This is a genomic window from Micromonospora sp. RP3T (assembly GCF_003027925.1).
Taxonomy (GTDB): Bacteria; Actinomycetota; Actinomycetes; order Mycobacteriales; family Micromonosporaceae; genus Micromonospora.
Genome location: NZ_PYPS01000031.1, coordinates 16530 through 43450, shown reverse-complemented (window position 1 = coordinate 43450; position 26921 = coordinate 16530). Strand labels below are relative to the sequence as shown.

At 74.1% G+C, this 26921-nt stretch carries 22 protein-coding genes and 1 riboswitch; of the genes, 2 read left to right on the top strand and 20 right to left on the bottom strand.

Annotated elements, in window-relative coordinates:
• The 3 genes from ribD to rpe all read right to left on the bottom strand — a co-directional run bounded on the left by ribD (window position 1) and on the right by rpe (window position 3126).
• Window positions 1-1062 (bottom strand): bifunctional diaminohydroxyphosphoribosylaminopyrimidine deaminase/5-amino-6-(5-phosphoribosylamino)uracil reductase RibD, encoded by a 1062-nt coding sequence (ribD, locus tag C8054_RS23135; RefSeq protein ID WP_107160087.1) that lies wholly within the window; start codon window positions 1060-1062, stop codon window positions 1-3.
• Window positions 1063-1233: 171 nt separating this feature from the next.
• Window positions 1234-1407, bottom strand: a riboswitch (FMN riboswitch).
• An 80-nt stretch (window positions 1408-1487) separates the two neighbouring features.
• A complete protein-coding gene (locus C8054_RS23130) occupies window positions 1488-2444 on the bottom strand; it encodes a response regulator (RefSeq protein ID WP_107160085.1) in 957 nt (318 codons plus the stop codon).
• Between the two features lies 1 nt (window position 2445).
• Entirely contained in the window at window positions 2446-3126 is a 681-nt protein-coding gene (rpe, locus tag C8054_RS23125) for a ribulose-phosphate 3-epimerase (protein WP_107160083.1), read from the bottom strand.
• Window positions 3127-3387: 261 nt separating this feature from the next.
• On the opposite strand from rpe, the gene C8054_RS23120 reads away from it, so the two are divergent.
• Together C8054_RS23120 and C8054_RS23115 are read left to right on the top strand one after the other, a co-directional pair.
• The gene (locus C8054_RS23120; RefSeq protein ID WP_107160081.1) at window positions 3388-4275 is read left to right on the top strand and encodes a septum formation family protein; all 888 of its coding nucleotides are present in this window, start codon (window positions 3388-3390) and stop codon (window positions 4273-4275) included.
• 121 nt (window positions 4276-4396) lie between these two features.
• A complete protein-coding gene (locus tag C8054_RS23115; protein ID WP_107160079.1) occupies window positions 4397-5287 on the top strand; it encodes a septum formation family protein in 891 nt (296 codons plus the stop codon).
• A 43-nt stretch (window positions 5288-5330) separates the two neighbouring features.
• On the opposite strand, the gene C8054_RS23110 is transcribed toward C8054_RS23115, so the two are convergent.
• The 17 genes from C8054_RS23110 to carA form a co-directional block, all read right to left on the bottom strand.
• Window positions 5331-7082: a M28 family metallopeptidase gene (locus tag C8054_RS23110; RefSeq protein WP_107160077.1), complete on the bottom strand. Its 1752-nt coding sequence runs from the start codon at window positions 7080-7082 to the stop codon at window positions 5331-5333.
• A 279-nt stretch (window positions 7083-7361) separates the two neighbouring features.
• On the bottom strand, window positions 7362-8867 hold the full coding sequence (locus C8054_RS23105; protein WP_107160075.1) for an RsmB/NOP family class I SAM-dependent RNA methyltransferase: 1506 nt from the start codon (window positions 8865-8867) through the stop codon (window positions 7362-7364).
• The gene (fmt, locus tag C8054_RS23100; protein ID WP_107160073.1) at window positions 8864-9790 is read right to left on the bottom strand and encodes a methionyl-tRNA formyltransferase; all 927 of its coding nucleotides are present in this window, start codon (window positions 9788-9790) and stop codon (window positions 8864-8866) included. Before fmt ends, C8054_RS23105 begins: the two co-directional genes overlap by 4 nt.
• Before the next feature lie 5 nt (window positions 9791-9795).
• Window positions 9796-10356 (bottom strand): peptide deformylase, encoded by a 561-nt coding sequence (gene def / locus C8054_RS23095; RefSeq protein ID WP_107160071.1) that lies wholly within the window; start codon window positions 10354-10356, stop codon window positions 9796-9798.
• A 42-nt stretch (window positions 10357-10398) separates the two neighbouring features.
• Complete coding sequence (locus C8054_RS23090) at window positions 10399-11673, bottom strand: cytochrome P450 (protein ID WP_199199888.1); 1275 nt, start codon at window positions 11671-11673, stop codon at window positions 10399-10401.
• Between the two features lie 68 nt (window positions 11674-11741).
• Window positions 11742-12725: an AAA family ATPase gene (locus tag C8054_RS23085; RefSeq protein WP_107160067.1), complete on the bottom strand. Its 984-nt coding sequence runs from the start codon at window positions 12723-12725 to the stop codon at window positions 11742-11744.
• A 228-nt stretch (window positions 12726-12953) separates the two neighbouring features.
• Window positions 12954-14972, bottom strand: a complete 2019-nt coding sequence (locus C8054_RS23080) for a primosomal protein N' (protein WP_107160064.1) — start codon at window positions 14970-14972, stop codon at window positions 12954-12956.
• A gap of 59 nt (window positions 14973-15031) precedes the next feature.
• Complete coding sequence (metK, locus tag C8054_RS23075; protein WP_107160061.1) at window positions 15032-16237, bottom strand: methionine adenosyltransferase; 1206 nt, start codon at window positions 16235-16237, stop codon at window positions 15032-15034.
• Window positions 16238-16317: 80 nt separating this feature from the next.
• Window positions 16318-17526, bottom strand: coding sequence for a bifunctional phosphopantothenoylcysteine decarboxylase/phosphopantothenate--cysteine ligase CoaBC (coaBC, locus tag C8054_RS23070; protein ID WP_107160059.1), 1209 nt, complete (start codon window positions 17524-17526; stop codon window positions 16318-16320).
• Between the two features lie 14 nt (window positions 17527-17540).
• Complete coding sequence (rpoZ, locus tag C8054_RS23065) at window positions 17541-17807, bottom strand: DNA-directed RNA polymerase subunit omega (protein WP_025617742.1); 267 nt, start codon at window positions 17805-17807, stop codon at window positions 17541-17543.
• 39 nt (window positions 17808-17846) lie between these two features.
• Complete coding sequence (locus C8054_RS23060; protein ID WP_107160057.1) at window positions 17847-18380, bottom strand: guanylate kinase; 534 nt, start codon at window positions 18378-18380, stop codon at window positions 17847-17849.
• Window positions 18381-18405: 25 nt separating this feature from the next.
• Window positions 18406-18723 carry an integration host factor, actinobacterial type gene (gene mihF, locus C8054_RS23055; protein ID WP_013285515.1) on the bottom strand — a complete coding sequence of 106 codons (318 nt, stop codon included), beginning with the start codon at window positions 18721-18723 and terminating at the stop codon, window positions 18406-18408.
• A 147-nt stretch (window positions 18724-18870) separates the two neighbouring features.
• Window positions 18871-19737, bottom strand: a complete 867-nt coding sequence (gene pyrF / locus C8054_RS23050; protein WP_107160055.1) for an orotidine-5'-phosphate decarboxylase — start codon at window positions 19735-19737, stop codon at window positions 18871-18873.
• Between the two features lie 188 nt (window positions 19738-19925).
• Window positions 19926-21200, bottom strand: coding sequence for an adenosylmethionine--8-amino-7-oxononanoate transaminase (locus C8054_RS23045; protein ID WP_107160053.1), 1275 nt, complete (start codon window positions 21198-21200; stop codon window positions 19926-19928).
• Between the two features lie 154 nt (window positions 21201-21354).
• A complete protein-coding gene (locus tag C8054_RS23040; RefSeq protein ID WP_107160050.1) occupies window positions 21355-22368 on the bottom strand; it encodes a quinone-dependent dihydroorotate dehydrogenase in 1014 nt (337 codons plus the stop codon).
• A 70-nt stretch (window positions 22369-22438) separates the two neighbouring features.
• Window positions 22439-25786 (bottom strand): carbamoyl-phosphate synthase large subunit, encoded by a 3348-nt coding sequence (gene carB / locus C8054_RS23035; RefSeq protein WP_107160048.1) that lies wholly within the window; start codon window positions 25784-25786, stop codon window positions 22439-22441.
• Entirely contained in the window at window positions 25779-26921 is a 1143-nt protein-coding gene (gene carA / locus C8054_RS23030; protein ID WP_199199891.1) for a glutamine-hydrolyzing carbamoyl-phosphate synthase small subunit, read from the bottom strand. The genes carB and carA overlap by 8 nt, the downstream gene beginning before the upstream one ends.

The window sequence follows — 26921 nt, the reverse complement described above, 5'->3', positions numbered from 1 at the left end:
TCAGGCCTCCCTCTTCCGGGGCAGCGCGGTGATCCGCAGGTCGGGACCGACCTGCGTAACGTCGGTGATCTCCAGGTCGACGGCGTCGGCGATGGACGTCACGCCGGCATGGCCCAGCGCGGTCGGGCCAGCGCCGAGCAGCTTCGGCGCGACGTAGCCGACGATCTTGTCGATCAGGCCGGCGGCGAGGAACGCGCCGGCCAGCGTGGGACCGCCCTCCAGCAGCGCGGCCCGCACGCCGCGGTGGTGCAGCTCGGCCAGGAGCGCCGCCAGGTCGACCCGGCCGTCCGGGCCGGCCCCGACCTCCGCGGCGGTGGCCACCCAGGTCCGGGCCGCGCCGTCGCGGACCCGGGCGTCGACCGGGGTACGCCCCGAGCTGTCCACCACCACCCGCAGCGGCTGCCGGATGGCGAGCGTGCCGTCGCGCAGGTTACGGGCGGTGAGCCGGGGGTCGTCGGTGAGCACGGTGCCCACCCCGGCGAGCACCGCGTCGACGGTGCCGCGCAGCGCGTGCACGTCGGTGCGGGCCGCCTCCGAGGTGATCCACATGCTGGTGCCGTCGGCGGCGGCGGAGCGCCCGTCGAGCGTGGCCGCGTACTTCCAGATCAGGTACGGCCAGCCACGGCGCATCGAGGTGAGCCAGGCGACGTTGCCGGCCTCGGCCTCCTCGGCGCGTACCCCGAACGCGACCTGGACGCCGGCGGCGCGCAGCGTGGCCGCGCCGCCGGAGGCCACCGGGTTCGGGTCGGGCACGGCGATCACCACGCGGGTGACGCCGGCGGCGATGAGCGCGTGGCTGCAGGGGCCGGTGCGGCCGGTGTGGTCGCAGGGTTCCAGCGTGACCACCGCGGTCCCGCCACGGGCCCGGGTGCCGGCCTGCGCCAGCGCGACGATCTCGGCGTGCGGTCCGCCGGCGTACGCGTGGAAGCCCTCGCCGACGACCTCGCCGTCGGGATCGAGCAGCACGCAGCCGACGACCGGGTTGGGGCTGGTGGCGCCGAGGCCGCGGGCGGCCAGCGTGACGGCGCGACGCATCGCCTCGTCGACGGAGACGCTCGCCATGGCCCGCCCTGCCCTTCCGCTCGCCGGTCACGCGCGGGCGGGGTGGGGAGCGACGGCACGAGGGCCGCGGACACGCGGCGGCGGAGAACCCGGGGACGGCGTCGGCCGACCCCGGGGAGCCCACGGGCGCGGCTGAGGGTGCTCAGCGGCCGGCAGGGCCTCCCCCGTTCCGCGCGCTGTCTCCCATCCGGACTTTCTGGGGAGCGGACGAGCCGCACCCCAACCGTCGGCCCCGGATTCTCACCAGGTCCACCGTCCGGCCGAAGCCGTCCGGGTCGCGGGCTTACCACGGTCGGACCGTGGATCACCGCCGGTTCGGAATTTCACCGAGCCCCGCCAGCGCGTGGTGGGTACTCCGGAAGTCTTACACGTTCCGCGGCGGCGCGCGCCACCCGCGCGAGCTACCTCACAGCAGGACCGCACGATCACGTAACTCCGCGGCGGCGGTCGACCGCGACGTACGACCCGGGTTGGCTCTTGGCCACCGTCTTCATCTCCGAGGCCACGGCGATGGCCTCCAGCGGGTCGGTGAACCGCTTGCCGCTGTCGGACAGCGACACGCCGATGGAGAGCGTGACCAGCGCGGCCCGGCGGATGTTGCCCCGCCGGTCCTTCAGCTCGACGAAGCCGCGTTCGGCGTCGGTGGGGTCGTAGAGCGTGTCGGCGGCGTTCTCGAAGTCGACCACCGCCCGGCTGGTCAGCGGCCGGACCTGGGGCGGGGCGCAGACGATGACGAAGTCGTCACCGCCGACGTGGCCGAGGAAGGCCGGCGGCAACCCGATCGACACCACCGCGCGGTGCAGGCTGCGGGCCAGCGCGGAGATGAACTCGTCGCCGCGGACGAAGCCGTACCGGTCGTTGACGCTCTTGAACCGGTCGATGTCGACGTAGCCGACGGCGTAGTCCACGCCGCTGCGCACCCGGTCGCTGATCTCCCGCCGGATGCGGCTGTTGCCGGGCAGGCCGGTCAGCGGGGAGACCTCCCGGAACTCCTTGTTGCGACGCAACGTGGAGCTGACCCGGGCGACCAGCTCGGCGGTGTCGAACGGCTTGACCAGGTAGTCGTCCGCGCCGGCGCTGAGGCCGTTGACCTTGTCGGAGGTCATCCCCTTGGCGGTCAGCATGATCACCGGCAGCGCCGAGGTCATCGGGTCGGCGCGCAGCCGGCGGGTCAGTTCCAGCCCGTCCACGCGGGGCATCATGAGGTCGACCACGGCCAGGTCCGGCCGTTGCCGCTCGATCACCTCCAACGCCTCCTGGCCGTCGGCGGCGTGCAGCACCTCGAAGCCGTGCAGGCGCAGGTTGAACTCGACGAAGCGGGCGATGTCCTCGTCGTCGTCGACGACCAGGATGACGTCGGGTCGGTCGCCGGCCGCGTCCATCTCAGGCCCCGGTCATCGCACGTTCCGCCAGGCCCCGCAGGCGGCGTACCGCCTCGGCCGGGTCGTCCGCGCCGTAGACCGCGGTGCCGGCGACGAACGCGTCGGCGCCGGCGGCGGCGGCCTGCTCGATGGTGTCCGCGGCGATGCCGCCGTCGACCTCGATGCGCAGCTCCAGGTGGCCGCTGTCGACGTGGCGGCGGGCGGCGCGCACCTTGTCCAGCAGCGCCGGCAGGAACCGCTGGCCGCCGAAGCCGGCCTTGATCGTCATGATCAGCAGCGTGTCGAAGCTGGGCAGCAGGTCCAGGTACGGCTCGATCGGGGTGTCCCGGTCGATCGCCAGCCCCGCCTTGGCCCCGGCCGAGCGCAGGTCCTTGGCCAACGCCACCGGGTCGTCGCACGCCTCGGCGTGGAACGTGACGTTGTACGCGCCGGCGTCGGCGTACCCGGGGGCCCAGCGGCGCGGATCCTCGATCATGAGGTGCACGTCGAACGGGATCTCGGTGACGGCGCGCAGGCTCTGCACCACCGGCAGGCCGATGGTCAGGTTGGGCACGAAGTGGTTGTCCATGACGTCCACGTGCAGCCAGTCGGCGGCGGACTCCACGGCGCGAACCTCGTCGGCGAGGCGGGCGAAATCGGCGGCCAGGATGCTGGGCGCGACGACGGGCGGCGGTACGGTCACGGGGCCAGTGTACGAACGCGGTCCTCCCCCGGCTGCGGCGCGGCACCACGAAGGACCTACTGTGACCCTCTCGTCACCTTCGGTGCAGAATTCCGCCGTCCGGGGCAGAAATCGACACGAATAGTCGCCGGTGACTGGCCGATCGATTGAAAGATGACGAAACTCCTACAGGGACGGTCACATATGCTGCACGCCCGGGCGCGGGGGACGCCGCACGGGCCGCGGCGACCGGTTGCCATCTCTCCGGCGAAGGAGCGGACGATGCGACGGTGGCTCCACGCCCTCACGCTGGCCGGCGCCGTGACGGCGGTGCTCGCCGGCTGCGCCCCGACGCACCGGGCCGACGGGGACCTCGTCGACGACTGGGCGGCGCTGCCGGCGCCCCAGCTGTTCGTCCCGGCCACCGACGCGTGCCTGCCGCGGCTCACCGCCGTGGTGCAGGCGGCCACGTACGAGACGGTGGACTGCGCCGGCAGCCACCTGGCCGAGGCGGTGCACGTCGGCACGTTCACCGGCTCGGCCGCCGAGGGCACCCGCCCCGAGCCGGGCTCTCCCGAACTGCGCGGCGCCCGGGCCGAGTGCGACCAGCGGGCCCGGGAGATGATCGGCGGGGACTGGCACGCCGCCCGGCTCACCCTGAACATCGCGCTGCCACCGGCGACCGCCTGGATGGCCGGCGCGCGCTGGTTCCGCTGCGACCTGGCCGAGACCGACAGCATCGACAACACCCGGCCGGTCAACCGGGTGGGCAGCCTGCGCGGCGCGCTGGTCGGCGACAACCCGCTGGTGCACCGCTGCTTCGACCCGAAGCTGATCGGTGCGAACCTCAACTACATGGCCCCGGTGCTGTGCACCGAGCCGCACCGGGCCGAGTTCGTCGGCGTCTACTCCGAACGCGACATGGGCTGGGCCGAGTTCGCCCGGCGCGCGCCGGCCGCACACCGGCGCTGCATGACGTTGATCGCCGCGTTCGCCAACGTGCCGGACAATGCCGAACTGCCGTACCGGGCCGGGTCCATCTTCTACCCGCCGTCGCAGCGGGAGTGGGAGGAGGGCGACCGGGGGGTGCGCTGTTTCCTGTGGAGCGACGACCGCAAACTGACCCGCTCGATGCGGGGCGCCGGCCCGGAGGGACTGCCGATCATCTGACCGCCGTTCCGTCGGGAGCCGGCCGCCTCGTGCGACCGGCCGCCAGCCCGGTTGCCGTATGCTGCGTCGCCGAGGCGTACCGGTCGGCCGGGCGGCTCCGGACGGCGGGAGGTCGGTAGCGATGCGGCGATGGTGGGCGGCGGTCGCCGCGGGCGCGGTGGCGGTGCTGGCGGTCGGCGGGTGCAGCGCGCCGGCCGGGGTGGACCGCGACCTCATCGACGAGTGGCCGGCCTTCGCCGCCCCGGTGGGCTTCGTGCCCGCGGCCGACGTCTGCCACCCGACCGTCGCCGACGTCGGCTACCTCAGCGGCTACCAGCCGGTCGACTGCGCCGCCTCGCACCGCGCCGAGACGCTGCACGTGGGCACGCTGGGCGGCCCGGACGCCGGTCGCTCCGCGCCGCCGCGCGCCGGTTCGGCCGGCGTGCGCTCCGCGCACGCCGAGTGCGCCCGGCAGGTCACCCGGGCCGTCGGCGCGGACTGGCGGTCCGGGCGGTTGCAGCTCTCCGTGGTCTTCCCGTCCGCGTTGGCCTGGTCCGGCGGCGCCCGCTGGTACCGCTGCGACGTCGCCGAGGTGACCGACCTGGACGAGGGCAACGTGGCCGCCCGTACCGGCAGCCTGCGCGGCGCGCTCAAGCCCGGCTCTCCGCTGGCGTTGGGCTGCTTCAACCCGAAGCTGAGCAAGGACGAGGTGCAGGCCATGCGGCCGGTGACCTGCACCGCGAAGCACCACGCCGAGTTCGTCGGGATCTACCAGGCGCCCGACATCAGCTACGCCGAGTTCCAGCGCACCTCGCTGCGGGCGCACAAGGCGTGCCGGGGGCTGATCGCGAAGTACGCCAAGGTGCCGAACGACGGGAAGATGCAGTACCGGGCCGGCACCATCGTCTACCACCCGTACGAGCAGCAGTGGCGCGACGGCGACCGGGGTGTGCAGTGCTTCCTCTGGGTCTCCGACCGGACGCTGACCCGCTCGGTGCGGGGCGCCGGCGGCTCGGCGCTGCCGGTCACCTGAGCCGCGGGCGGGGCGGGCGTCGGCCCACCCCGCCCCCACGCGCTCAGCCGACCTGGAGCGTCACGTCGTCGACGACGAAGCTGGTCTGGAGCGAGGCGTCCTCGACGCCGGTCCACTTGAGCGTCACCGTCTGGCCGGCGTACCCGGCGAGGTTGAAGCTGCGCTGGGTGTAGCCGGTGGCCTTGTTCAGGTTCGAGTAGGTCGCCAGCGTGGTGGAGCCGACCTGCACGGTCAGCTTGTCGTACGCGGTCGAGGTGGTGGTCTCGGCCGAGTCGATGTGCAGCCAGAACGCCAGCGTGTAGCTGGTGCAGCCGGTCGGCAGCGTCACCGACTGGGAGAGCGTGTCGGTGTGCGAGGAGCCGTAACCGTTCAGCCACGCCTTGTAGGACCCGGTCCGGGCCGCCTGGCCGGAGTCGTTGGTGATCACGCCGGAGCTGGTCGTCCACGGCGTGGTGCCGGACTCGAAGCTGCTGTTGCCGATGAGCTGTCCGGCGGTGCAGCCGCCGCTGCCGCCGGTCACCGTGATCGTGTAGCTGGCGGTGCGGGTGGCCGAGCCGGTGCCGGTGACGGTGAGCGTGAACGTGCCGGTGGTCGCCGTGGACGAGGCGCTGACCGTCATGGTGGCGGAGCCGCCGGAGGTGACCGACGACGGGCTGAAGCCGACCGTGACGCCGCTCGGGGCGCCGCTGGCCGACAACGCCACCGTCTGGGCGCTGCCGCTGGTGGTGGCGGTGCTGACGGTGGCGATGGTGGAGCCGCCCCGGGCGACGCTGCCGGAGGTGGGGCTGACCGCGACGGAGAAGTCGTTGGCCGGCGTGCCGCCGCCGACCGCGAGCGCCCAGATCGCGTACGCCACGCCGTCGGCACTGCGGTTGAGCACCGTCGTGTTGATGTTGCTGGTGGTGTCGCAGGAGCGGTGGTAGCAGCCGTCGTACGCCGCGCCGGAGGTGCCGCCCCACTTGGCGGCCTGGGCGGCGGTCTTGGTGTAGCTGGCGCCGGCCGCGTAGCCGGAGGTCTGGATGCCGACGTTGGCGAACGAGTAGTCGTCCGAGCGGCCCTGCCCCTCGGTGTTCTCCTCCGGCTGGATGCCGAACGAGTCCCAGTACGCCTTCAGCGGCGCCGCGGTGGCCGAGGTGATCCGGTTGATGAAGTAGCCGCCGTTGGGCGAGCCCACCATGTCGAAGTTGTAGTAGCCCTTGATGTAGCCCCGCTGGGTGGTGCTGAGCTGGTTGACGTAGTGCTTGGAGCCCTGGAGGCCCTGCTCCTCGCCGTTCCACCAGGCGAACCGGACCCGCTTGGTCATGGTCGGGTTCTGCGCGGCCAGCACCAGCGCGTTCTCCAGCAGCGTGGCCGAGCCGGAGCCGTTGTCGTTGATGCCGGGGCCGGCGGAGACGCTGTCCAGGTGCGCGCCGAACATGACGACCTGGTCGGCCGGGCCCTGCGGCCACTCGGCGATCAGGTTGCTGCCCGGGTACGTGCAGGTGGTGCAGTTCTGCTCGGTGACCGTGTAGCCGGCGGCCTGGAGCTTGCCCTTGACGTAGCTGACCGAGGCGGCGTAGCCGGCCGAGCCGGCCCGGCGGTTGCCGCCGTTGCTGCTGGCGATGGAGTTGAGCTGGGTGAGGTGGGCCTGGACGTTGGTCAGCGAGACGTCCGGTGCGGCGAGCGCGGCGACGGCCGGGGCGGGGGCGGCCGGAGCGGGCGCGGCGGAGGCGGAGGCGGTGCCGGCCAGGCTCGCCGTCGTCAGGGTGGCGACGAGGGCGAGCGCGAGGCTCGTGGTCGGCGTACTGCGTCTCATGGAGACTCCTCGTGGGGGTCGTGCGGGCGGGGGTGACGGCCGAGGACCGGTGATCGGAACAGTTACATGCATCGATCACTTAGTCAACGGCCCGTCACATCCCACCACCCCCCTCCCCCACCCGAGATGCACCCGACGCGGGTCTCCCCCGCCGTCACCCCACCCCGTCTCCCCCCGCTGGTTCACGGAAAGAGTGGGCATGGCGCGCGAAATGCCACCACTTTCCGTGAATCAGCACCGGGAAACGGGGTGGGGTGAGGGGCAAGGGGTGGGCGCGGGTCAGCCGCGGCGGAGCACCGCCAGGAACATCGCGTCGGTGCCGTGCCGGTGCGGCCAGAGCTGCACCGTCGGGCCGTCACCCAGGCCGGGCATGCCGGCCGGCAGCAGCGGGCGGGCGTCCACGAAGTCGACCGGGAAACCACACCGCCGGGACGCCTCGGTCACCGTCACGTGCGTCTCCACCACGTGTGGCGAACACGTCACGTACGCCACCACACCGCCCGGACGGACCGCCCGCAGCGCCGCGGTGAGCAGCTCGCGCTGCAACCGGGTCAACGGCGGCAGGTCCGCCGGCTGCCGGCGCCAGCGCGACTCCGGCCGACGACGCAACGCCCCCAGGCCGGTGCACGGCGCGTCCACCAGCACCCGGTCGAAGTGCCCCTCCGGCAGCTTCGGGTCACCGCCGACGTCCCGCCCGTCGAGGTGCAGCACCGTGACCGGCAGGCCCCGGGTCGCCTGCTCGACCAGCCGGGCCCGGTGCTCCGCCACCTCGACCGCGGTCAGCCGCGCCCCGCGCTGCGCGGCCAGCGCGCCGAGCAGACCGGACTTGCCGCCCGGACCGGCGCACAGGTCCAGCCAACGGCCGTCCGGGCCGTCCACCGGCGCGTTCGCCAGGGCGTCCGCCACCAGTTGGGAGCCCTCGTCCTGCACGTGGGCCCGCCCGTCGACGACCGCCGCCAGGTCGCCCGGCGCGCCGCCGGCAAGATAGACCGCGTACGGCGAGAACGCGCCGGGCGCGCCGCCGACCTCGTCGGCCAGCGCCACCGCGTCGGCCCGCCCCGGCCGGGCGCACAGGTGGACCGGCGGGCGCTCATTGTCCTCGATCAGCAGCCGGGTGGTCTCCCCCAGATCACCGCCGAGCGCCTCGGCGAACGACCGCACGATCCACTGCGGATGGCTGTACGCCAGCGCGAGGTGACCGATCGGATCGACGCCCTCGGCCGGGGCGAGCTTCGCCACCCAGGCGTCGGCGTCCCGGCCGGCGATCTCCCGCAGCACCGCGTTGGCGAACCCGGTCGCGCCCGGCCCCACCATGCGGACCAGGTCCACCGTGGACGACACCGCCGCGTGCGCCGGCACCCGGGTGTGCAGCAACTGGTACGCCCCGAGCCGCAGCGCGTCCCGCACCGGCGGGTCGATCCGCTGCACGTCCCGGCCGGCCGCGTCGGTGACGATCGCGTCCAACGTGCCGGTGTGCCGCAGCGTGCCGTAGGTCAGCTCGGTGGCGAACGCGGCGTCCCGCCCGCTCAGCCCCGCCTCGCGCAGCATCGCCGGGAGCACCAGGTTGGCGTACGCGTCGTCGCGGTGCACCGCCGCCAACGCCTCGTACGCGACGTGCCGGGGCAGGTCCACGGTCGGCCGGACCGGACGCTGCCCGCCCCGCCGGTCGGCGCCGCCCCGGTACGGCCGGTCACCGCCGCGACCCGGGCCACGCGGCCGGTCGCCGGTGCCGCGGTCGTACCCCCGCGGGCGCTCACCCTCGACGGGCCGCTCCGCGGCACTCATGAGAACACCTCGCCGGTGGCGACCCGGACGCCGCGCGCCCAGTCGCCGGCCGACATGGCCTTCTTGCCGGCCGCGCGCACCTCGCCGAGCCGCACCGGCCCGGTCGCGGTGCCCACCAGCACCTGGGACTTCTCCACCAGCAGCTCACCCGGCTTCAGCTCGGGGCCGTTCGCCAGCGGGGTGACCGGGCCGAGCTTGACCCGGTCGTCGCGGAACGTGGTCCACGGGCCGGGCGCCGGCGTGCAGGCCCGCACCCGCCGGTCCACCGCGAACGCCGGATCGGTCCAGCGGACCCGGGCGTCGTCCACGGTCAGCTTCGGCGCCAGCGAGACCCCGTCGGCCGGCTGCGGCTCGGCCCGGGCGGTGCCGGCGCCGATCGCGTCCAGGACCGCTACCAGCAGCCCCGCGCCGGACCGGGCCAGCCGCTCCAGCAGGTCGCCGGACGTGTCGGCGGGCCGGATCTCGTCGGTGACCGTGCCGAAGACCGGCCCGGTGTCCAGCCCCGCCTCCAGTTGGAACACGCTGGCCCCGGTCAGCTCGTCGCCGTGCAGCACGGCGTGCTGCACCGGAGCCGCGCCCCGCCAGGCGGGCAGCAGCGAGAAGTGCAGGTTGATCCAGCCGTGCCGGGGGATCTCCAACGCCACCGGCGGCACCAGCGCGCCGTAGGCGACCACTGGCACGCAGTCCGGCGCGAGCGCGCGCAGCCGGTCGAGGAACTCCGGCTCGCGCGGCCGGGCCGGGGTGAGCACCTCCACGCCGTGCGCGTCGGCCCACGCGCCGACCGGCGAGCGGTGCAGCCCCCGACCCCGGCCGGCGGGGGCGTCGGGGCGGGTGACCACGGCGAGCAGCTCGTGGCCGGAGGCGGCGATCGCGTCCAGGGCCGGTACGGCGACCGCCGGCGTGCCGGCGAAGACCAGGCGCATCCCGGTCACCGTCCCAGGCCGAACGGGTTGCTGACGGGATGCGGGCTGAGTTTGACCGTGGGCGGGGCGCCCTGGTCGTACCAGTCGGCCTGCCGGATCGCCTTCATGGCCTCCTTGCGGCCGGCCGCGTCGAGCCGGTCGACGAAGAGCACCCCGTCGAGGTGGTCGGTCTCGTGCTGCACGCAGCGGGCCATCAGGCCGGTGCCGACGATCTGCATCGGGTCGCCGTGGGCGCTGAAGCCCTTGGCGATCACGTTCTGCCGGCGCTTCGTGTCGAAGTAGAGCCCGGGGATGGAGAGGCAGCCCTCCGGGCCGTCCTGCTCCTCCTCGTCAGGGAACTCCAGCACCGGATTGACCAGGTGGCCGAGCATGTCGTCGACGTCGAAGGTGAACACCCGCAGGCTCACTCCGAGCTGCGGCGCGGCCAGGCCGGCGCCGTTCTGCTCACGCATCGTGTCGGTCAGGTCGGCGACCAGCTTGCGCAGCTCGGCGTCGAAGTCGACCACCGGGTCGGCCGGCGTGCGCAGCACCGGATCGCCGAACAGACGGATGGGCTGAACGGTCACGCGGCGGGGCTCCTTGTCTGGGACGGGTGGTGCGCCCCCAGTCTACGGAGTCGGCCCGGCCGCCCCCGGCGGCGGACCGGCAACGGTGACCGGGGCCGCCTCCCGCCCCGGCGCGACCGGCAGCGTGGCGAAGCCGCGCAGGGTGAGCCGGACCCGCCGTTCGGGCCGGCCGGCCAGGGCCAGCTCGGGCAGCCGGCGCAGCAGCAGCGGGAACGCCACCTGTGCCTCCAGCCGGGCCAGCGCCGCGCCGAGGCAGTAGTGCGGGCCGGCGCCGAAGGACAGCGGATGGACCTGCGGGCGCCAGGGGTCGAAGCGGGCCGGCTCGGGGAACCGGGCGGGGTCCCGGTTCGCCGCGCCGAGCATCACGATGATCCAGCTCTCCGGCGGCAGGTCGACGCCGCCGTGCCGGGAGGGCGCGGTGCTCATCCGGGAGGTGAGCTGCACCGGCGAGTCGTAGCGCAGCAGCTCGTCGACGTGACCGGGGGCGAGCTCCGGGTGCTCGCGCAGCGCCGCCGCCGCGGCCGGGTGGCCCAGCAGCGCCACCAGGCCGTTGCCGAGCAGGTTGGTGGTGGTCTCGAAGCCGGCCACCAGCAGCACGATCAGGTTGGCCAGCAGCTCGTCGCCCGACAGCCGCTCGCCGTCGGCGTCGTGCGCCTGCACCAGCGCGGTGGTCAGGTCGTCGGCGGGGACCCGGCGGCGGGCCGCGACCAGCTCGGAGAAGTAGGCGCGCAGCTCCGCCGCGCCGCGGTCGGCGACGGCCAGCTCGTCCGGGGTGATTTCCGGCTCCAGCACGCCGGTCAGGTCGGTGGCCCAGCGCCGGAACAGCGGCCGGTCCGCCGCCGGCACGCCGAGCAACGCGCAGATCACCCCCACCGGCAGCGGGTACGCGAACGCGGCCATGAAGTCGACGGGCGCCCCGCCCCGGCCGGCGGCCAGCATGGCGTCGATCAGCGCGTCCGCCTGCGCCTCGACCACACCGCGCATGGCGGCGATCCGGCGCGGGGTGAACGCGCCGGCGGCCAGCCGCCGCATCCGGCTGTGGTCGGGCGGGTTGGTGCGCAGCATCGACCGGGAGATCGACAGCACCGCCGGGCTCTCCCGCCAGCCGGGCATGAACTGGTCCCGCAGGGCGTCGTCCATCACCCCGAACCGGGCGTCCCGCAGGATCGCGTCGGCCTCCGCGTACCCGGTCACCACGTAGAAGACCGGGCCGGCCTGGACCACCGGGCCGTGCGCCCGCAGCCGTTCGTACGTCGGGTAGGGATCGACCCGGCCCGCGGGGGACATCAGCAGTGCGAGGGCGTCGGCAGGATCCACGGGCGGCCTCCCAGGCATCGAAGGACCCCATCATCCCCCGGTTCGCCCGGTTCGGGCGACCCCGCCGGTCAGGCGCCGGCGCCCGGCTCCCCGGCCAGCACCGGGCCGCCGCCCAGCAGCGCGTGCTCGGGCAGCGGCAGCGCGATGCCGTGCGCGTCCTCCCAGTCGTGGATCAGGGCCGGCCGGGCCTGGGCGGCGAAGAAGTCGACGGCGCTCAGCCCGCCGACCACCGGCTCGTCGACCTCGGCGACCAGCCGGGCCGGGACCATCGGGAGGCCGCCGCGCACCGCGGCGCTGAGCCGCCGGTGCCCGTCGACCACGAAGAAGTACTCACCGGTGTAGCCGATGCTCAGCGGCTCCACCGGCTCGTCGCCGGCCCGGCCCGCCTCGCCGGCCGGCTCCGCGTCCCAGAGACCGCGCAGCGTGGCGACGTCCTCGGTCGGGTAGACCCGGGTCGGGTCGAGCAGCAGCAGCGGCTGGCCGGCGCGCAGCACGTCGGCGCCGAGCCGGCCCTCGTACACGTCGACGACGTGCGCGATCACCTGCTCCGGCGTGGCCCGGGTGGTGTCGCAGACCAGGTCGTAGTTGCGCAGCCGGGCCTTGTCGACGCCGTACCGGACGATGAAGCGGTTGCGCTCGCTCTCGCTGCGTTCCCGCAGCTTGGCCCGCGCCTCCTCCAGCGAGGTGTAGCTCTCCGCCGGGCCGGACGGGCGGGCCAGCACCCGCCGGGCCGCCTCGGTCGGCTCGGTGATCATGTGCACCTTGAGCGCGTCGGTGAAGAAGTGCCAGGCCAGGCGGGAGTCCATGACCAGCGACTCGCCGGAGGCGGCGATGTCCCGCTGGAGCTGGTCGACGTAGCCGTCGACCGCCTGGTCCAGCTCGGCGTGCAGGTTGAGCTGGAGCGCGGTCATCTGCCGCTCCTGCGCCATCTGCCGGTAGAGGTCGCCGACGCTGACCCGGCGCAGCCCCAGCCGCTTGGCGATCTCGACGGAAACGGTGCTCTTGCCGCTGCCGAGATCACCGTTGAAGACGATCGACTGACGAACGGTCACGACTGGTCCACCCCTGCTCACCGGCTGACTGACGACATCGAATCCGTGTGGCCCGACGTGCTCGGAGCAGCCGCCGCGCCGCGTACCGCGCGGAAATCCCGCGCGCCTGGGCATGACGGGCGATGCTATCACCGCCCGCTATCCAATTGCCGGACCAGGTGTACGACAAACCCCAGGTCACGACCGTACGCGAGGGGCCGGGTGCGTTCCGTCACGCCCGGCGCCCGCTCAGAACAGGCTCAGCGGGTCGACCTGGAGCCGGACCGGTTCGGCGGCCTTGCGGGCGCTGCGTTGCCCGGCCGCGGCGTGCAACGCGCCGGCGAGCGCGCCCGCCCGGGACCGCGGGACCCGGACCAGCATCCGCTCCCGGCCCTCCTCGGCCGGCACCGGGCCGAGCACCTCGGCGCCGTCCGGCAGCCGGGCGCCGGCCAGCAGGTCGGCCACCGCCTCGGCCACGCCGGTGACGCTGGCCATCCGCACCGCCGGCGGGAAGCCCAACTCCCGGCGCTCGGCCAGCTCGCGGGCGGCGAACCAGGCCGCGTCCCACCGCAGCAACGCCTGCACCGGCGCCAGCGCGCCGTCCGCGACCACCACCACCCGACCGCCCACCGCGCCGGCCCGGGCCAGCGCGGCGCCGGCCAGCCAGCGCCGCAGCGCCTCCTCCCCGGCCCGCAGGTCGGCCCGGGTGAGCAGCGCCCACGAGTCGAGCAGCAGCACCGCGCCGTAGCCGCCCTCGGCGACCGGCTCGGCACCCGGCGTGGCGATCACCAGGCCGGCGCCGCCGGGCACCGTGGCCAGCACCTCCTCCCGCCCCGAGGTCCGTACCGGCACGCCCGGGAACGCCCGGCCCAGCTCCTCGGCGGTCCGCCGGGCGCCGGTGACCGAGGCGCGCAGCCGCCGCCCACCGCACTCCGGGCAGGCGTACGCGGCCGCGACCCGGCCGCACCAGCGACAGGCGGGCGTGCCCTGCGCCGACGGCAGGGCGAGCGGGCCGGCGCAGTGCGGGCAGCGGGCCGGAGCCCGGCACTCGGCGCAGGCGACCGAGGGCAGGTAACCGCGTCGGGGCACCTGCACCAGCACCGGCAGGTCGGCGCGGAGCGCGTCCCGGGCGGTGGTCCAGGCCAGGCTGGGCAGCCGGGCGGAGGCCGCGCCCGGGTCCCGGGCCAACTGCGGGTCGTCGCCGGTGGGCGCCATCGCCGGCATCCGCGCCCGTACCGTGGCCCGGTCGGCGACCACCTCCCGTGCCCAGCCGGTCTCCACCAGCAACTGCGCCTCGGCGGTCCGCGCGTACCCGCCGACCAGCGCGCCCGCGTCGCTGAGCTGCGCCCGGGTGAGCAGCACCTCGCGGGCGTGCGGGTAGGGCGCCCGGGGCTCGGCGTGCAGGTCGTCGCCGTCGTCCCAGACCGCCACCAGGCCGAGCCGTGCCACCGGGGCGAACATGGCCGCGCGGGTGCCGATCACCACCGGCGCCTCACCCCGGCGGGCGGCCAGGAACGCGCGGTAGCGACGCGCCGGCCCGTCGGCGGCGGTGAGGCGGACGTGCCGGCCCGGGCCCAGCACGGCGGTCAGGGCGGCGTCGAGCCGGTCCAGGTCCCGGCCGTCCGCGACCACCACCACGGCGCCCCGGCCGCCGGCCACGGTGGCGGCCACCGCGTCCGCGTACCGGTCGGCCCAGTCCTCCCCCGGCAGCGCCGACCAGACCGCGCGGGCCGGCCGGCCCTCGGCGAGCGCGCGCAGCAGCGCCGGTCCGGCCGGGTAGTCCCGCCAGCCGCGCGGGTCGACCGACACGCCGGCGCCGCCGGCGACGGCCGCGTCGGCGCTCTCGCCGACGCCCTCATCGACGGCGGCGACCGGGGGCCCGCTCCCGGACCCGGTGGCGGGCTCAGGCGCGGAGCCGGTCGCGGGCGCCTCGGCGGCCTCGGCGGCGGTCGCGGCCTTCTCGGCGCGGGCGTGCCGGGGCGGCACGGCGAGCCGGAGCACGTCGGCCAGGCTGCCGGCGTACCGGTCGGCGACCGCCCGCGCCAACCGGGCCACCTCCGGGGAGAGCACCGGCACCGGGGAGACGACCTTCTCCAGGTACGCCAGCCGGGGATGCGCCGACTCGGCGACGCGCTCCAGCAGCCAGCCGTCGACGAGCTGGCCGGCGAAGCGGACCTTCACCCGCACCCCGGGCCGGGCGTCGGCGTCCAGCGCCTCCGGGACCAGGTAGTCGAACGGGCGGTCGAGGTGCGGCAGCGGCACGTCCACGCAGACGCGAGCGACCGGCGACCCCGCAGCGGGTCGCCGGTCGCGGCGCGTGTCGGCGGTCAGGCTCCCGCGGCCGACTTGAGGTCGGCGGCCCGGTCGGTGCCCTCCCAGGTCAGGTCCGCCAGATCCCGGCCGAAGTGGCCGTACGCGGCGGTCTGCCGGTAGATCGGGCGCAGCAGGTGCAGGTCCCGGATGATGGCGGCCGGACGTAGGTCGAACACCTCGGCGACGGCCTTCTCGATCCGGGCCACCGGCACGGTCTCGGTGCCGAAGGTCTCGACGAACAGGCTCACCGGGTGCGCCTTGCCGATCGCGTACGCGACCTGCGCCTCACACCGCTCGGCCAGCCCGGCGGCGACCACGTTCTTGGCCACCCACCGCATCGCGTACGCGGCCGACCGGTCGACCTTCGACGGGTCCTTGCCGGAGAACGCGCCGCCACCGTGGCGGGCGTACCCGCCGTAGGTGTCCACGATGATCTTCCGGCCGGTCAGCCCGGCGTCGCCCATCGGGCCACCGATCTCGAACCGGCCGGTCGGGTTCACCAGGAGGCGGTACCCCTCGGTGTCCAGCTCGAGGCCCTCCAGCTCCGGGGTGATCACGTGCTCGCGCACGTCCGGGGTGAGCAACGACTCCAGCGAGATGTCCGCCGCGTGCTGGCTGGACACCACCACCGTGTTCAGGCGGACCGGCCGCAGCCCGTCGTACTCGATGGTCACCTGGGTCTTGCCGTCCGGCCGCAGGTAGGGGATCGTGCCGTCCTTGCGGACCTGCGCCAGCCGGCGGGCCAGCCGATGCGCCAGCGCGATCGGCAGCGGCATCAGCTCGGGCGTCTCGGAGCAGGCGAAGCCGAACATCATGCCCTGGTCGCCCGCGCCCTGCGCGTCCAGCGCGCTCTCCGACCCGCCGGTACGGAGCTCGAACGCGTTGTCCACGCCCTGGGCGATGTCCGGCGACTGGGCGCCGATGGAGACGCTCACGCCGCAGGACGCGCCGTCGAAGCCCTTCTTCGACGAGTCGTAGCCGATGCCGAGGATGGTTTCCCGCACGATGGTCGGGATGTCGGCGTACGCCTTGGTGGTCACTTCGCCGGCGACGTGCACCTGGCCCGTGGTGATCAGCGTCTCCACCGCGACCCGGCTGTGCGGGTCCTGTGCGAGCAACGCGTCGAGGATGCCGTCGCTGATCTGGTCGGCGATCTTGTCCGGGTGGCCTTCCGTGACCGATTCGGACGTGAAGAGACGTGTCACGGCACTCCTAAGCATGTAAAAACGTTTGAAGGTCGCTCGCGACAGTTTAGTCGCCGGGTGTCCGGCGTCATTCGCAAACGTGCGGAGACCAACCGTCAGGACGGGCCGTCCAGGCGGCCGGCCACGAGGTCCCAGACGGCGTCGGCCAGGGCCTCCTTGAGCTGCTCGGGGAACCGGTGCACGGCCCCGTCGGAACCGATCACGACGGCGGCGTTGGTCTCCGCGCCGAACACCTTGTCGACGCCGACCTCATTGACCACGATCAGGTCGGCGCGCTTGCGGGCCAGCTTGGCCCGGCCGTTGGCCTCCGCGTCGTGGGTCTCCGCGGCGAACACCACGAGCACCTGGCCGGGGCGACGGTTCCGGCCCAGCTCGGCGGCGATGTCCGGATTGGTGACCAGCTCGATGGTCGGCGCGGGGCCACCCTCGGACTTCTTGATCTTGCCGGTGGCGTAGCTGGCCGGGCGGAAGTCGGCCGGCGCGGCCGCCATCACCACGGCGTCCGCGTCGGCGGCGGCGGCCAGCGTCGCGGCGCGCAGCTCCTCGGTGGTGCCGACCCGGACCAGGTCCACCCCGGCCGGGTCGGCGAGCGCCACGTTGGCCGAGACGAGCGTCACCCGGGCGCCCCGGGCGACCGCGGCGCGGGCGAACGCGTACCCCTGCTTGCCGGAGGACCGGTTGCCCAGGAACCGGACCGGGTCGAGCGGCTCGCGGGTGCCGCCGGCGGTGACCACCACGTGCCGGCCGGCCAGATCGGCCGGGGCGGCGACGCCACGGGCCAGCGCCCGGCGGGCGACCGCGAAGATCTCCGCCGGGTCGGGCAGCCGGCCCTTGCCGGTGTCCCGGCCGGTGAGCCGGCCGACCGCCGGCTCGATCACCCGCACACCCCGGGACCGCAGTGTGGCCACGTTGGCCACGGTGGCCGGGTGCTCCCACATCTCGGTGTGCATGGCCGGCGCCAGCAGCACCGGGCAGCGCGCGGTCAGCAGCGTGTTGGTGAGCAGGTCGTCGGCGAGGCCGTGGGCGGCCTTGGCGAGCAGGTCGGCGGTGGCGGGCGCGACCACGACCAGGTCGGCGCGCTGCCCGAGGCGCACGTGCGGCACCTCGTGCACGTCGGACCAGACGTCGTCGGCGACCGGCTGACCGGAGAGCGCCGCCCAGGTCGGCGCCCCGACGAAGCGGAGCGCCGACGCGGTCGGTACGACCCGGACCCGGTGACCCGACTCGGTGAAGAGCCGGAGCAGCTCACACGCCTTGTAGGCGGCGATGCCGCCGCCGACCCCGAGGACGATCTCGGCGGGCATCGGCGCGGGCGGAGTTACGGCTGGTCGGTCGGCTCGGCGGTGAGCAGGCCCGAGTTGATCTCACGCATGGCGATGGAGAGCGGCTTCTCCTGCGGAGTGGTCTCCACCAGCGGGCCGACGTACTCCAGGAGGCCCTCACCGAGCTGGCTGTAGTAGGCGTTGACCTGACGCGCGCGCTTGGCGGCGAAGATGACCAGCGCGTACTTCGAGGTGGTCTTCTCGAGCAGCTCGTCGATCGGCGGGTTGGTGATGCCCTCGGGGTTGGTGGCGATGGATCCCACGAATTTGACCTCTGCGTCTCGCTCGGCGGCGGCCGTCGCTCAACCGCGCGGTGGCGGTCGGGCCGGTGCCAGGAATGACGAACCGAGCAATCCTACCAGCTCGGCCGCGGCACGCTCGGTCCGGTCGTGCGCCACGGCATGTGCGAACGCGGCCGCCACGAGCGGGTCGGCCCGGTACGCCGGCGGCGCGAGCAGCACCAGCCGGGCCTCCGGCACGACGGCGCGGACGGCGAGCGCGCCGGCCAGGTCCAGCGGCAGCAGCACCGGCCGACCCTGCGCCAGGGGGGACCGCACGTGCGCCCGGGGCACCCCCCGGCGGTACGGCCCGATCCGGCACCACTCCAGCAGCTCGTCGGCGGCGACCAGCCGGTCGAAGCCGACCGGGTCGAGGAAGAGCCGGTCCACGCCGTCCCGCTCGCCCGGGCGCGGCGGCCGGGTGGTGGCGACCACCGGCACCCGCACTGACGAAAGGCGCGCCCGGACCTGCTCGACGACACTGCCCCGACCGGCCCCGGAGGGACCGGACAGGACAGTGAGCCGAGCCGCCGAGCGCGCCTCGTCATCCGTGCTCACCGCTTGTTTCTACACGGTGGTCCGTTCAGTTGGCGGCGAACTCTCCCAGCAGCGCCTTGCGCTGCTGCTCGCCGAGGCCGCGAAGGCGACGGCTGTCGGCGATCTTGAGCTTCTCCATGATCTGGGTGGCCCGGATCTTGCCGATACCCGGCATCGCCTGGAGCACTGCCGAAACCTTCAGCTTGCCCACGACGTCGTCGGACTCGGCCCGCTCGAGGACGGTGGCGAGGGTGGTCTTGCCCTGCTTGAGCTGCTCCTTCAGCTCAGCGCGGGCCTTGCGGATCTCCGCAGCCTTCTCCAGCGCGGCAGCGCGCTGCTCGGGGGTCAGTGACGGGAGCGGCACCAGTTCTCCTCAGGTCCCTAGTACGGCGGGCGGAGCCCCACCGCAGCTGTGAAACGTGGTGTCGCTGGCAACCAAAGGGGTCCGTGGTTCCCAGCGCGGGGAAAACTAGCGGTCAACGGAGCTTTCGGCAACGTGGACGCGCGATGATCAACGTAAAGTGACCGAGCCGTCAGTCAGTCCGGCGGTGGTCAGGACGGCGCGGCACTCGGCCAGCACCCGCTCCGCGGCGGCCCGCAGGGCGGCCGGGTCCGGCCCCGCGCCCAGCACCTCCCGGGAGTACGACGGCAGCACCGACGGCAGCGCGGCGCCGAAGACGGCACGCAGCCCGGCAGGCGTGCCGCCCTGCGCGCCCAGCCCCGGCGCGAGCAGCGGACCGTTCACCCCGCCGAGGTCGTGACCGGTCTCGCCGATCGTCGCGCCGACCACCAGACCGAAGCTGCCGAGCGGCTCCGCACCCCGGTTGAGCTGGGAAATCTCGTCGATGACGGTCTGCGCGACGGTGCGTCCGTCGGGCCCCACCGCGCGCTGCACGGCGGCCCCCTCCGGATTGGAGGTGAGCGCCAGGACGAAGACCCCGCCCCCGTGCGCGGCGGCCGTCTCGATCATCGGCGCGAGCGAACCTACTCCCAGGTAGGGGCTCGCGGTGATCGCGTCGACATACAGCGGGCTGGATGGATCGAGGTACGCCGAGGCGTACGCGCGGACCGTCGAGCCGATGTCTCCGCGCTTGACGTCAAGGAGAACGAGCGCACCCACATTGCGCAACTGTCGGATAGTTGACTCAAGCACCGCCACGCCGCGCGAGCCGAAGCGCTCGAAGAACGCCGACTGCGGCTTGACCACCGCGACCCGGTCGCCGATCGCCTCCACCACGGTCCGGCTGAACCGCTCCAGCCCGTCGACGTCGTCGGGCAGCCCCCAGTCGGCCAGCAGACCCGGGTGCGGATCGATTCCCACGCAGAGCGGTCCCCGCTCCGCCACGGCCCGGTGCAGGCGCGCGCCGAACGTCTCCATCCGTCTCTCCCTCTCCCGACGGCTCCGGGCCGCCTCGGTGTCCCGCGACGGCCCTCCCGCCGCGGCAACTCGCTCCGGCCGGCCTCTCGACCGGCCGACTCCCCCAGTCACGGCTCAACCGGCCCTGACCGCTCCCGCCTGACCGCTCCGGCCCTGACCGCTCCGGCCCGGTCAGCCCCGGTCGGGGCTCAACCGGCCTTGACCGCCGCCGCCACGCCGGCCGCGATCCGCGCCACGTCCGCGGCGTCGCAGACGTAGGGCGGCATGGTGTAGACGAGGTCGCGGAACGGGCGCAGCCACACCCCCTCGGCGACCGCCGCGGCGGTGGCCCGGGGCAGGTCCACCTCGTGGTCCAGTTGCACCACCCCGATCGCGCCGAGCACCCGCACGTCGGCCACCCCGGGCGCGCCGCGCAACGGCGCCAGGCCGTCCCGCAGCCCGGCGGCGATCCCCGCCACCCGCCCGACCCAGTCGCCGGCGCGCAGCAGGCCCAGCGAGGCGTTCGCGACCGCGCAGGCGAGCGGGTTGCCCATGAACGTCGGCCCGTGCGCCAGCACGCCGCCGGCCGAGATCGCGCCGGCCACCGCCGGGGTGCAGAGCGCCGCCGCCAGCGTCAGGTAGCCGCCGGTGAGCGCCTTGCCGACGCAGAGCACGTCCGGCGTGACGCCGGCGTGCTCGGCGGCGAACATCCGCCCGGTCCGGCCGAAGCCGGTGGCGATCTCGTCGAAGATCAGCAGAATGCCGTGTTGCCGGGTCACCTCGCGCAGCACCCGCAGGTAGTGCGGATGGTGGAACCGCATCCCGCCGGCGCCCTGGACCACCGGCTCCACGATCACCGCCGCCAGCTCGGCGGCGTGCCGCTCGACGGCGTCCACCAGCGCCGCCTCGTACGCCGGGTCGGGCGGGGCGTCGAAGCCGGCCGGCGGCAGCGGCGCGAACACCTGCCGGGGCAGCACGTCGCCCCAGAGGTGGTGCATGCCGCCCTCCGGGTCGCAGACGCTCATCGGATGGAACGTGTCACCGTGGTAGCCGCCCCGCCAGGTGCCCAGCCGGCGGCGCTCCGGGTGCCCCACCGCACGCTGGTACTGGAGGGCCATCTTCACCGCGACCTCGACGCTCACCGAGCCGGAGTCGGCCAGGAAGACGTGCTCCAGACCGTCCGGGGCCAGCTCGACCAGGGTGCGCGCCAGGCGTGCCGCGGGCTCGTGGGTGAGCCCGCCGAACATCACGTGGCTCATCCGGCCGAGCTGGTCGGTCACGGCCGCGTCCAGCACCGGGTGGCGGTAGCCGTGGATGGCCGCCCACCACGACGACATCCCGTCGACCAACTCCCGGCCGTCGGCGAGCCGCAGCCGAACCCCCGACGCGCTCTCCACCACGAGCGGCGGGCCGGTCGGCGGCAACGCCGCGTACGGGTGCCACACGTGCCGCCGGTCCAGGGCGAGGATCTCCTCGGGCGTCACAGCTCCTCCTTCGCTCTCTCGCACGATCTTGCGCTTTCGGCCCGCATTGCGCCCGGAATGTGCGGTTTGCTGGGGCGGAAACTGCAAGATCGCGCGGGAGATCGGGGGTCAGGGCGCGGGGTGGGGGCGATGGGTGGGGTGGGGTGGGTGCGGGTCAGGGGGTGGGGCGGGTGGTGATGGCTCGGGTGAGGGCGGGGCCGCGGTAGATGAAGCCGGTGTAGAGCTGCACCAGGGCGGCGCCGGCGTCGAACATGCGGGTCGCGTCGTCCGGGTCGAGGATGCCGCCGACACCGATCACCGGTAGCCGTCCGCCGGTCTCCCGGTGCACGAAGGCGACCACCTCGCGGGCGCGGGCGGTCAGCGGGCGGCCGGACAGGCCGCCGGTCTCGGCGCCGCGCGCCCGGTCGGCCGGAGCGAGCCCGTCCCGGCCGAGCGTGGTGTTGGTGGCGATGACGCCGGCCGCGCCCCGGTCGAGGCACACCTCCAGCAGCTCCGCCACGGCCGGCTCGGTCAGGTCCGGGGCGATCTTCACCAGCACCGGTTTCTCGCCGACCAGCGCGGCGAGCAGCGCGTCCAGGTGGGACCGGTCCTGCAATGACCGTAGGCCCGGGGTGTTCGGCGAGGACACGTTGACCGCGAAGTAGTCGCCGTGGCCCTTGAGCGCCCGGTAGGAGGCGAGGTAGTCCTCGACCGCCTCGTCCAGCGGGGTCACCTTGGACTTGCCGAGCGAGATGCCCAGCGGGACGCCGAGCGGGCGCGGCAACGCCGCCAGCCGGGCGGCGAGGGCCTCGGCGCCGGCGTTGTTGAAGCCCATCCGGTTGACCACGGCCTCGCTGTCGCGCAGCCGGAACAGTCGCGGCCGGGGATTGCCCGGTTGGGCGTGCGCGGTCACGGTGCCGACCTCGACGAAGCCGAAGCCCAGCGCCGGCCAGGCCGGCAACGCGACGCCGTTCTTGTCCATGCCGGCCGCCAGCCCGACCGGGTTCGGGAACCGCACCCCGAACACGGTGCGCGGCGCGGCCCGGAAGTACGCCCGACGCAGCGCCGCCAGCGCCGCCGGCCGCCGCGACAGCCCGGCGAGCCGCGCCAGCGTCCACTCGTGCGCCGCCTCCGCGTCCCCGCCCCCGAGCGCGAACAGCCGGGGCCGCACCACCCGCTCGAAGATCACCGCGCGCCCCCCGACTCGATGATCATGAGGGTGGCGGCGACATCCGCCACCCTCGTGGCCCACGGGGTGGTCACTCGTTGGCCCGGAGCGCGGCGTGCAGATCCTGGAGCGGGCGGACCTTGAGGTCGCCGTTGATGCGCGCCTCGATGCCCATCACCGCCGCCGCCGCGCCCGGAACCGTGGTGACGCACGGGATGTCCGCCGTCACGGCGGCGCTGCGGATCTCGTAGCCGTCCGAGCGGGCGCTCGCGCCCGAGCCCTGCGGCGTGTTCACCACCAGCGCGACGTCGCCGCCGAGGATCAGTGAGACCGCGTCCGCGCCCTCGCCCGACTCGTAGTGCTTGCGGATCTGCTCGCAGGCGATGCCGTGCCGGCGCAGCACCTCGGCCGTGCCCGTGGTGGCGACGATCTCGAAGCCCAGGTCGGCCAGGCGCTTGATCGGGAAGATCATGCCGCGCTTGTCCCGGTTGGCCACCGAGACGAAGATCTTCCCGGCGGTGGGCAGCGACCCGTACGCGGCGGCCTGCGACTTGGCGAACGCCTGACCGAAGCCGGTGTCGATGCCCATCACCTCGCCGGTGGAGCGCATCTCCGGGCCGAGCAGCACGTCGATGCCCTTGCCGGACGGCGTGCGGAACCGCTTGAACGGCAGCACCGCCTCCTTGACCGCGATCGGCGCGTCCGGCGGCATGGTGCCGCCGTCCCCGGTCGGCGGCAGCATCCCCTCGGCCCGCAACTGCGCGATCGTGGCGCCCAGCGCGATCCGGGCCGCCGCCTTGGCCAGCGGCACCGCCGTCGCCTTCGACACGAACGGCACGGTCCGGGAGGCGCGCGGGTTGGCCTCCAGCACGTAGAGCGTGTCGCCCTGCAGCGCGTACTGGACGTTGAGCAGGCCGCGCACCCCCACGCCGCGGGCGATCTCCTCGGTGTAGCGGCGGACCTGGGTCAGGTGCGAGCCGGCCAGCGTGATCGGCGGCAGCGCGCAGGACGAGTCGCCGGAGTGGATGCCGGCCTCCTCGATGTGCTCCATCACGCCGCCCAGGTAGACGTCGCCGTCCGCGTCGACGAGCGCGTCCACGTCGATCTCGATGGCGTCGTCAAGGAAACGGTCCACCAGCACCGGGTGGTCCGGTGAGATGTCGGTGGCCCGGCCGATGTAGTCGCGCAGCGTGGCGTCGTCGTAGACGATCTCCATGCCCCGGCCGCCGAGCACGTACGACGGGCGGACCAGCACCGGGTACCCGATCTCATCCGCGATCGCCTTCGCCTCGTCGTACGAGGTGGCCATGCCGTGCGCGGGCGCGCGCAGCCCGGCCCGGTCCAGCACCGCGCCGAACGCGCCCCGCTCCTCGGCCAGGTGGATCGACTCCGGCGAGGTGCCCACGATCGGCACCCCGGCGTCCTTGAGCCGCTGGGCGAGGCCGAGCGGGGTCTGGCCGCCGAGCTGCACGATCACCCCGACCACGCCGGGGCCGCCGGCCGCCTTGCCGGACGAGTCCTCGGCGTGCCACGCCTCCAGCACGTCCTCGAACGTCAGCGGCTCGAAGTAGAGCCGGTCGGCGGTGTCGTAGTCGGTGGACACGGTCTCCGGGTTGCAGTTGACCATGACCGTCTCGTAGTCCACCCCCCGGAGCGCCTGGACCGCGTGCACGCACGAGTAGTCGAACTCGATGCCCTGCCCGATCCGGTTCGGCCCGGAGCCGAGGATCAGCACCTTGGGCCGGGCCGAGGGTGCCACCTCGGTCTCCGAGTCGTACGTCGAGTAGTGGTAGGGCGTGGTCGCCTCGAACTCGGCCGCGCAGGTGTCCACCGTCTTGTAGACCGGCCGGATCCCGAGCCGGTGGCGCAGCGACCGGACGCCGTCCTCGGCGGCCAGCTCGGGGCGGAGCGCGGCGAGCTGCCGGTCGGACAGGCCGGCGCGCTTGGCGCGACGCAGCAGCGCGGCGTCGAGCACCGGGGCGTCGACGATCTCGGCGCGCAGCTCGACCAGCGCGGCGATCTGGTCCAGGAACCACGGGTCCATGCCGCCGGACGCCTCGGCCACCTCGGCGATCGACGCGCCGAGGCGCAGCGCCCGCTCGACGGTGTAGAGCCGGCCGTCGTGCGGCATCCGCAGCGCCGCGAGGGTGTTCTCCTTCGTGGCGCCCGCCGGGTCGGGGACGGTCCAGAAGCCGGCCGCCCTGGTTTCCATCGAGCGCATCGCCTTGTTCAGCGCCTCGGTGAAGTTGCGGCCCAGGCTCATCGCCTCGCCCACGGACTTCATGGTGGTGGTCAGCTCCGGGTCGGCGCCGGGGAACTTCTCGAACGCGAACCGGGGGATCTTCACCACCACGTAGTCGAGCGTCGGCTCGAACGCGGCCGGCGTCTTGAGCGTGATGTCGTTGGGGATCTCGTCGAGCGTGTAGCCGATGGCGAGCTTCGCGGCGATCTTCGCGATCGGGAAGCCGGTCGCCTTGGACGCCAGCGCCGATGAGCGGGACACCCGCGGGTTCATCTCGATCACGACGATCCGGCCGTCGGCCGGGTTCACCGCGAACTGGATGTTGCAGCCGCCGGTGTCCACCCCGACCTCGCGCAGCACCGCGATGCCGAGGTCGCGCAGCCGCTGGTACTCCCGGTCGGTGAGCGTCATCGACGGGGCGACGGTGACGCTGTCGCCGGTGTGCACGCCCATCGGGTCGACGTTCTCGATCGAGCAGACCACCACCACGTTGTCGTGGCGGTCGCGCATCAGTTCGAGCTCGTACTCCTTCCAGCCGAGCACGCTCTCCTCGATGAGCACCTCGTGCACCGGGCTGGCCGCCAGGCCCGCCCCGGCGATGCGCGCCAGGTCCTCGTCGGTGTGCGCCATCCCGGAGCCGAGACCGCCCATGGTGAACGAGGGCCGGATGACCACCGGCAGGCCCAGGTCGGCGACGGTGTCCCGGACCTCGTCCATGGAGTGGCAGACCCGCGAGCGCGGGGTCAGCGTGGACGGGTCGTCCAGACCCAGGCGTACGCCGGCCTTGGCCACGATGTCCTTGAAGAGCTGGCGGTCCTCGCCCCGGTTGATGGCGTCGATGTTGGCGCCGATCAGCTCGACGCCGTACTTCTCCAGCACGCCCGCCTCGTGCAGCGCGACCGCGGTGTTCAGCGCGGTCTGCCCGCCCAGCGTGGGCAGCAGCGCGTCCGGGCGCTCCTTGGCGATGACCAGCTCGACGAACTCCGGGGTGATCGGCTCGACGTACGTGGCGTCGGCGAACTCCGGGTCCGTCATGATCGTGGCCGGGTTGGAGTTGACCAGGCTGACCCGGATCCCCTCGCTGCGCAGCACCCGGCAGGCCTGGGTGCCGGAGTAGTCGAACTCGCAGGCCTGTCCGATCACGATCGGCCCGGAGCCGATCACCAGGACGTGCTTCAGGTCGGTCCGCTTAGGCATTCTTTCCGCCTTCGATGAGCTCCGCGAAGCGGTCGAACAGGTAGTCCGCGTCGTGCGGGCCGGCCGCCGCCTCCGGGTGGTACTGGACGGTGAAGGCGGGCACGTCCTCGGCCCGCAGCCCCTCGACCACGTTGTCATTGAGGCAGACATGGGAGACCCGGACGCCACCGAACGCGGTGTCGACCACCTGGTCGGGGACGACCGCGCCGGAGGAGACCCCGGGCACCTGGACCGCGAAGCCGTGGTTGTGGCTGGTCACCTCGACCTTGCCGGTGGCCCGGTCGAGCACCGGCTGGTTGATGCCGCGGTGGCCGTACCCCAGCTTGTAGGTGCCGAAGCCGAGTGCCCGGCCGAGGATCTGGCTGCCGAAGCAGATGCCGAACAGCGGGATCCGGCGGGTGAGCACCTCGCGGGCCAGCGCCACCGGCCCGTCGGCGGTCGCCGGGTCACCAGGGCCGGGTGAGAGGAACACCGCGTCCGCGCCGGTGGCGAGCAGGTCGGAGATCGTCGAGCCGGCCGGCAGCACGTGGGTGGTGACACCGCGGGCGGCGAGCCGGCGCGGCACGTTGCGCTTGATGCCCAGATCCAGCGCGGCCACCGTGAACCGGTGCTCGCCGACGGCCTCCACCACGTACGGCTTGGCGGTGGTCACCTCGGCGGACAGGTCCGCGCCGACCATCGACGGCGCGTGGCGGACCCGGTCGAGCAGGGCGGCCGGGTCGTCGTCGACACTGGAGACACCGACCCGCATCGCGCCGCGTTCGCGCAGGTGCCGGGTGAGCGCCCGGGTGTCGATCCCGCTGATGCCGACCACGCCCTCGGCGGCGAGCCGGTCCTCCAGCCCGCCGCCGGCCCGCCAGTTCGAGCTGATCCGGGCCGGGTCGCGCACCACGTACCCGGCCACCCAGATCCGGCCGGACTCGTCGTCGTCGGCGTTGACGCCGGTGTTGCCGATGTGCGGCGCGGTCTGCACCACCACCTGACGGTGGTAGGAGGGGTCGGTGAGCGTCTCCTGGTAGCCGGTCATGCCGGTGTTGAAGACCGCCTCGCCGAACGTCTCCCCGACGCTGCCGTACGCCTCGCCGTGGAACGTGCGCCCGTCCTCCAGGACGAGGATCGCCGATCTACGCTTCAC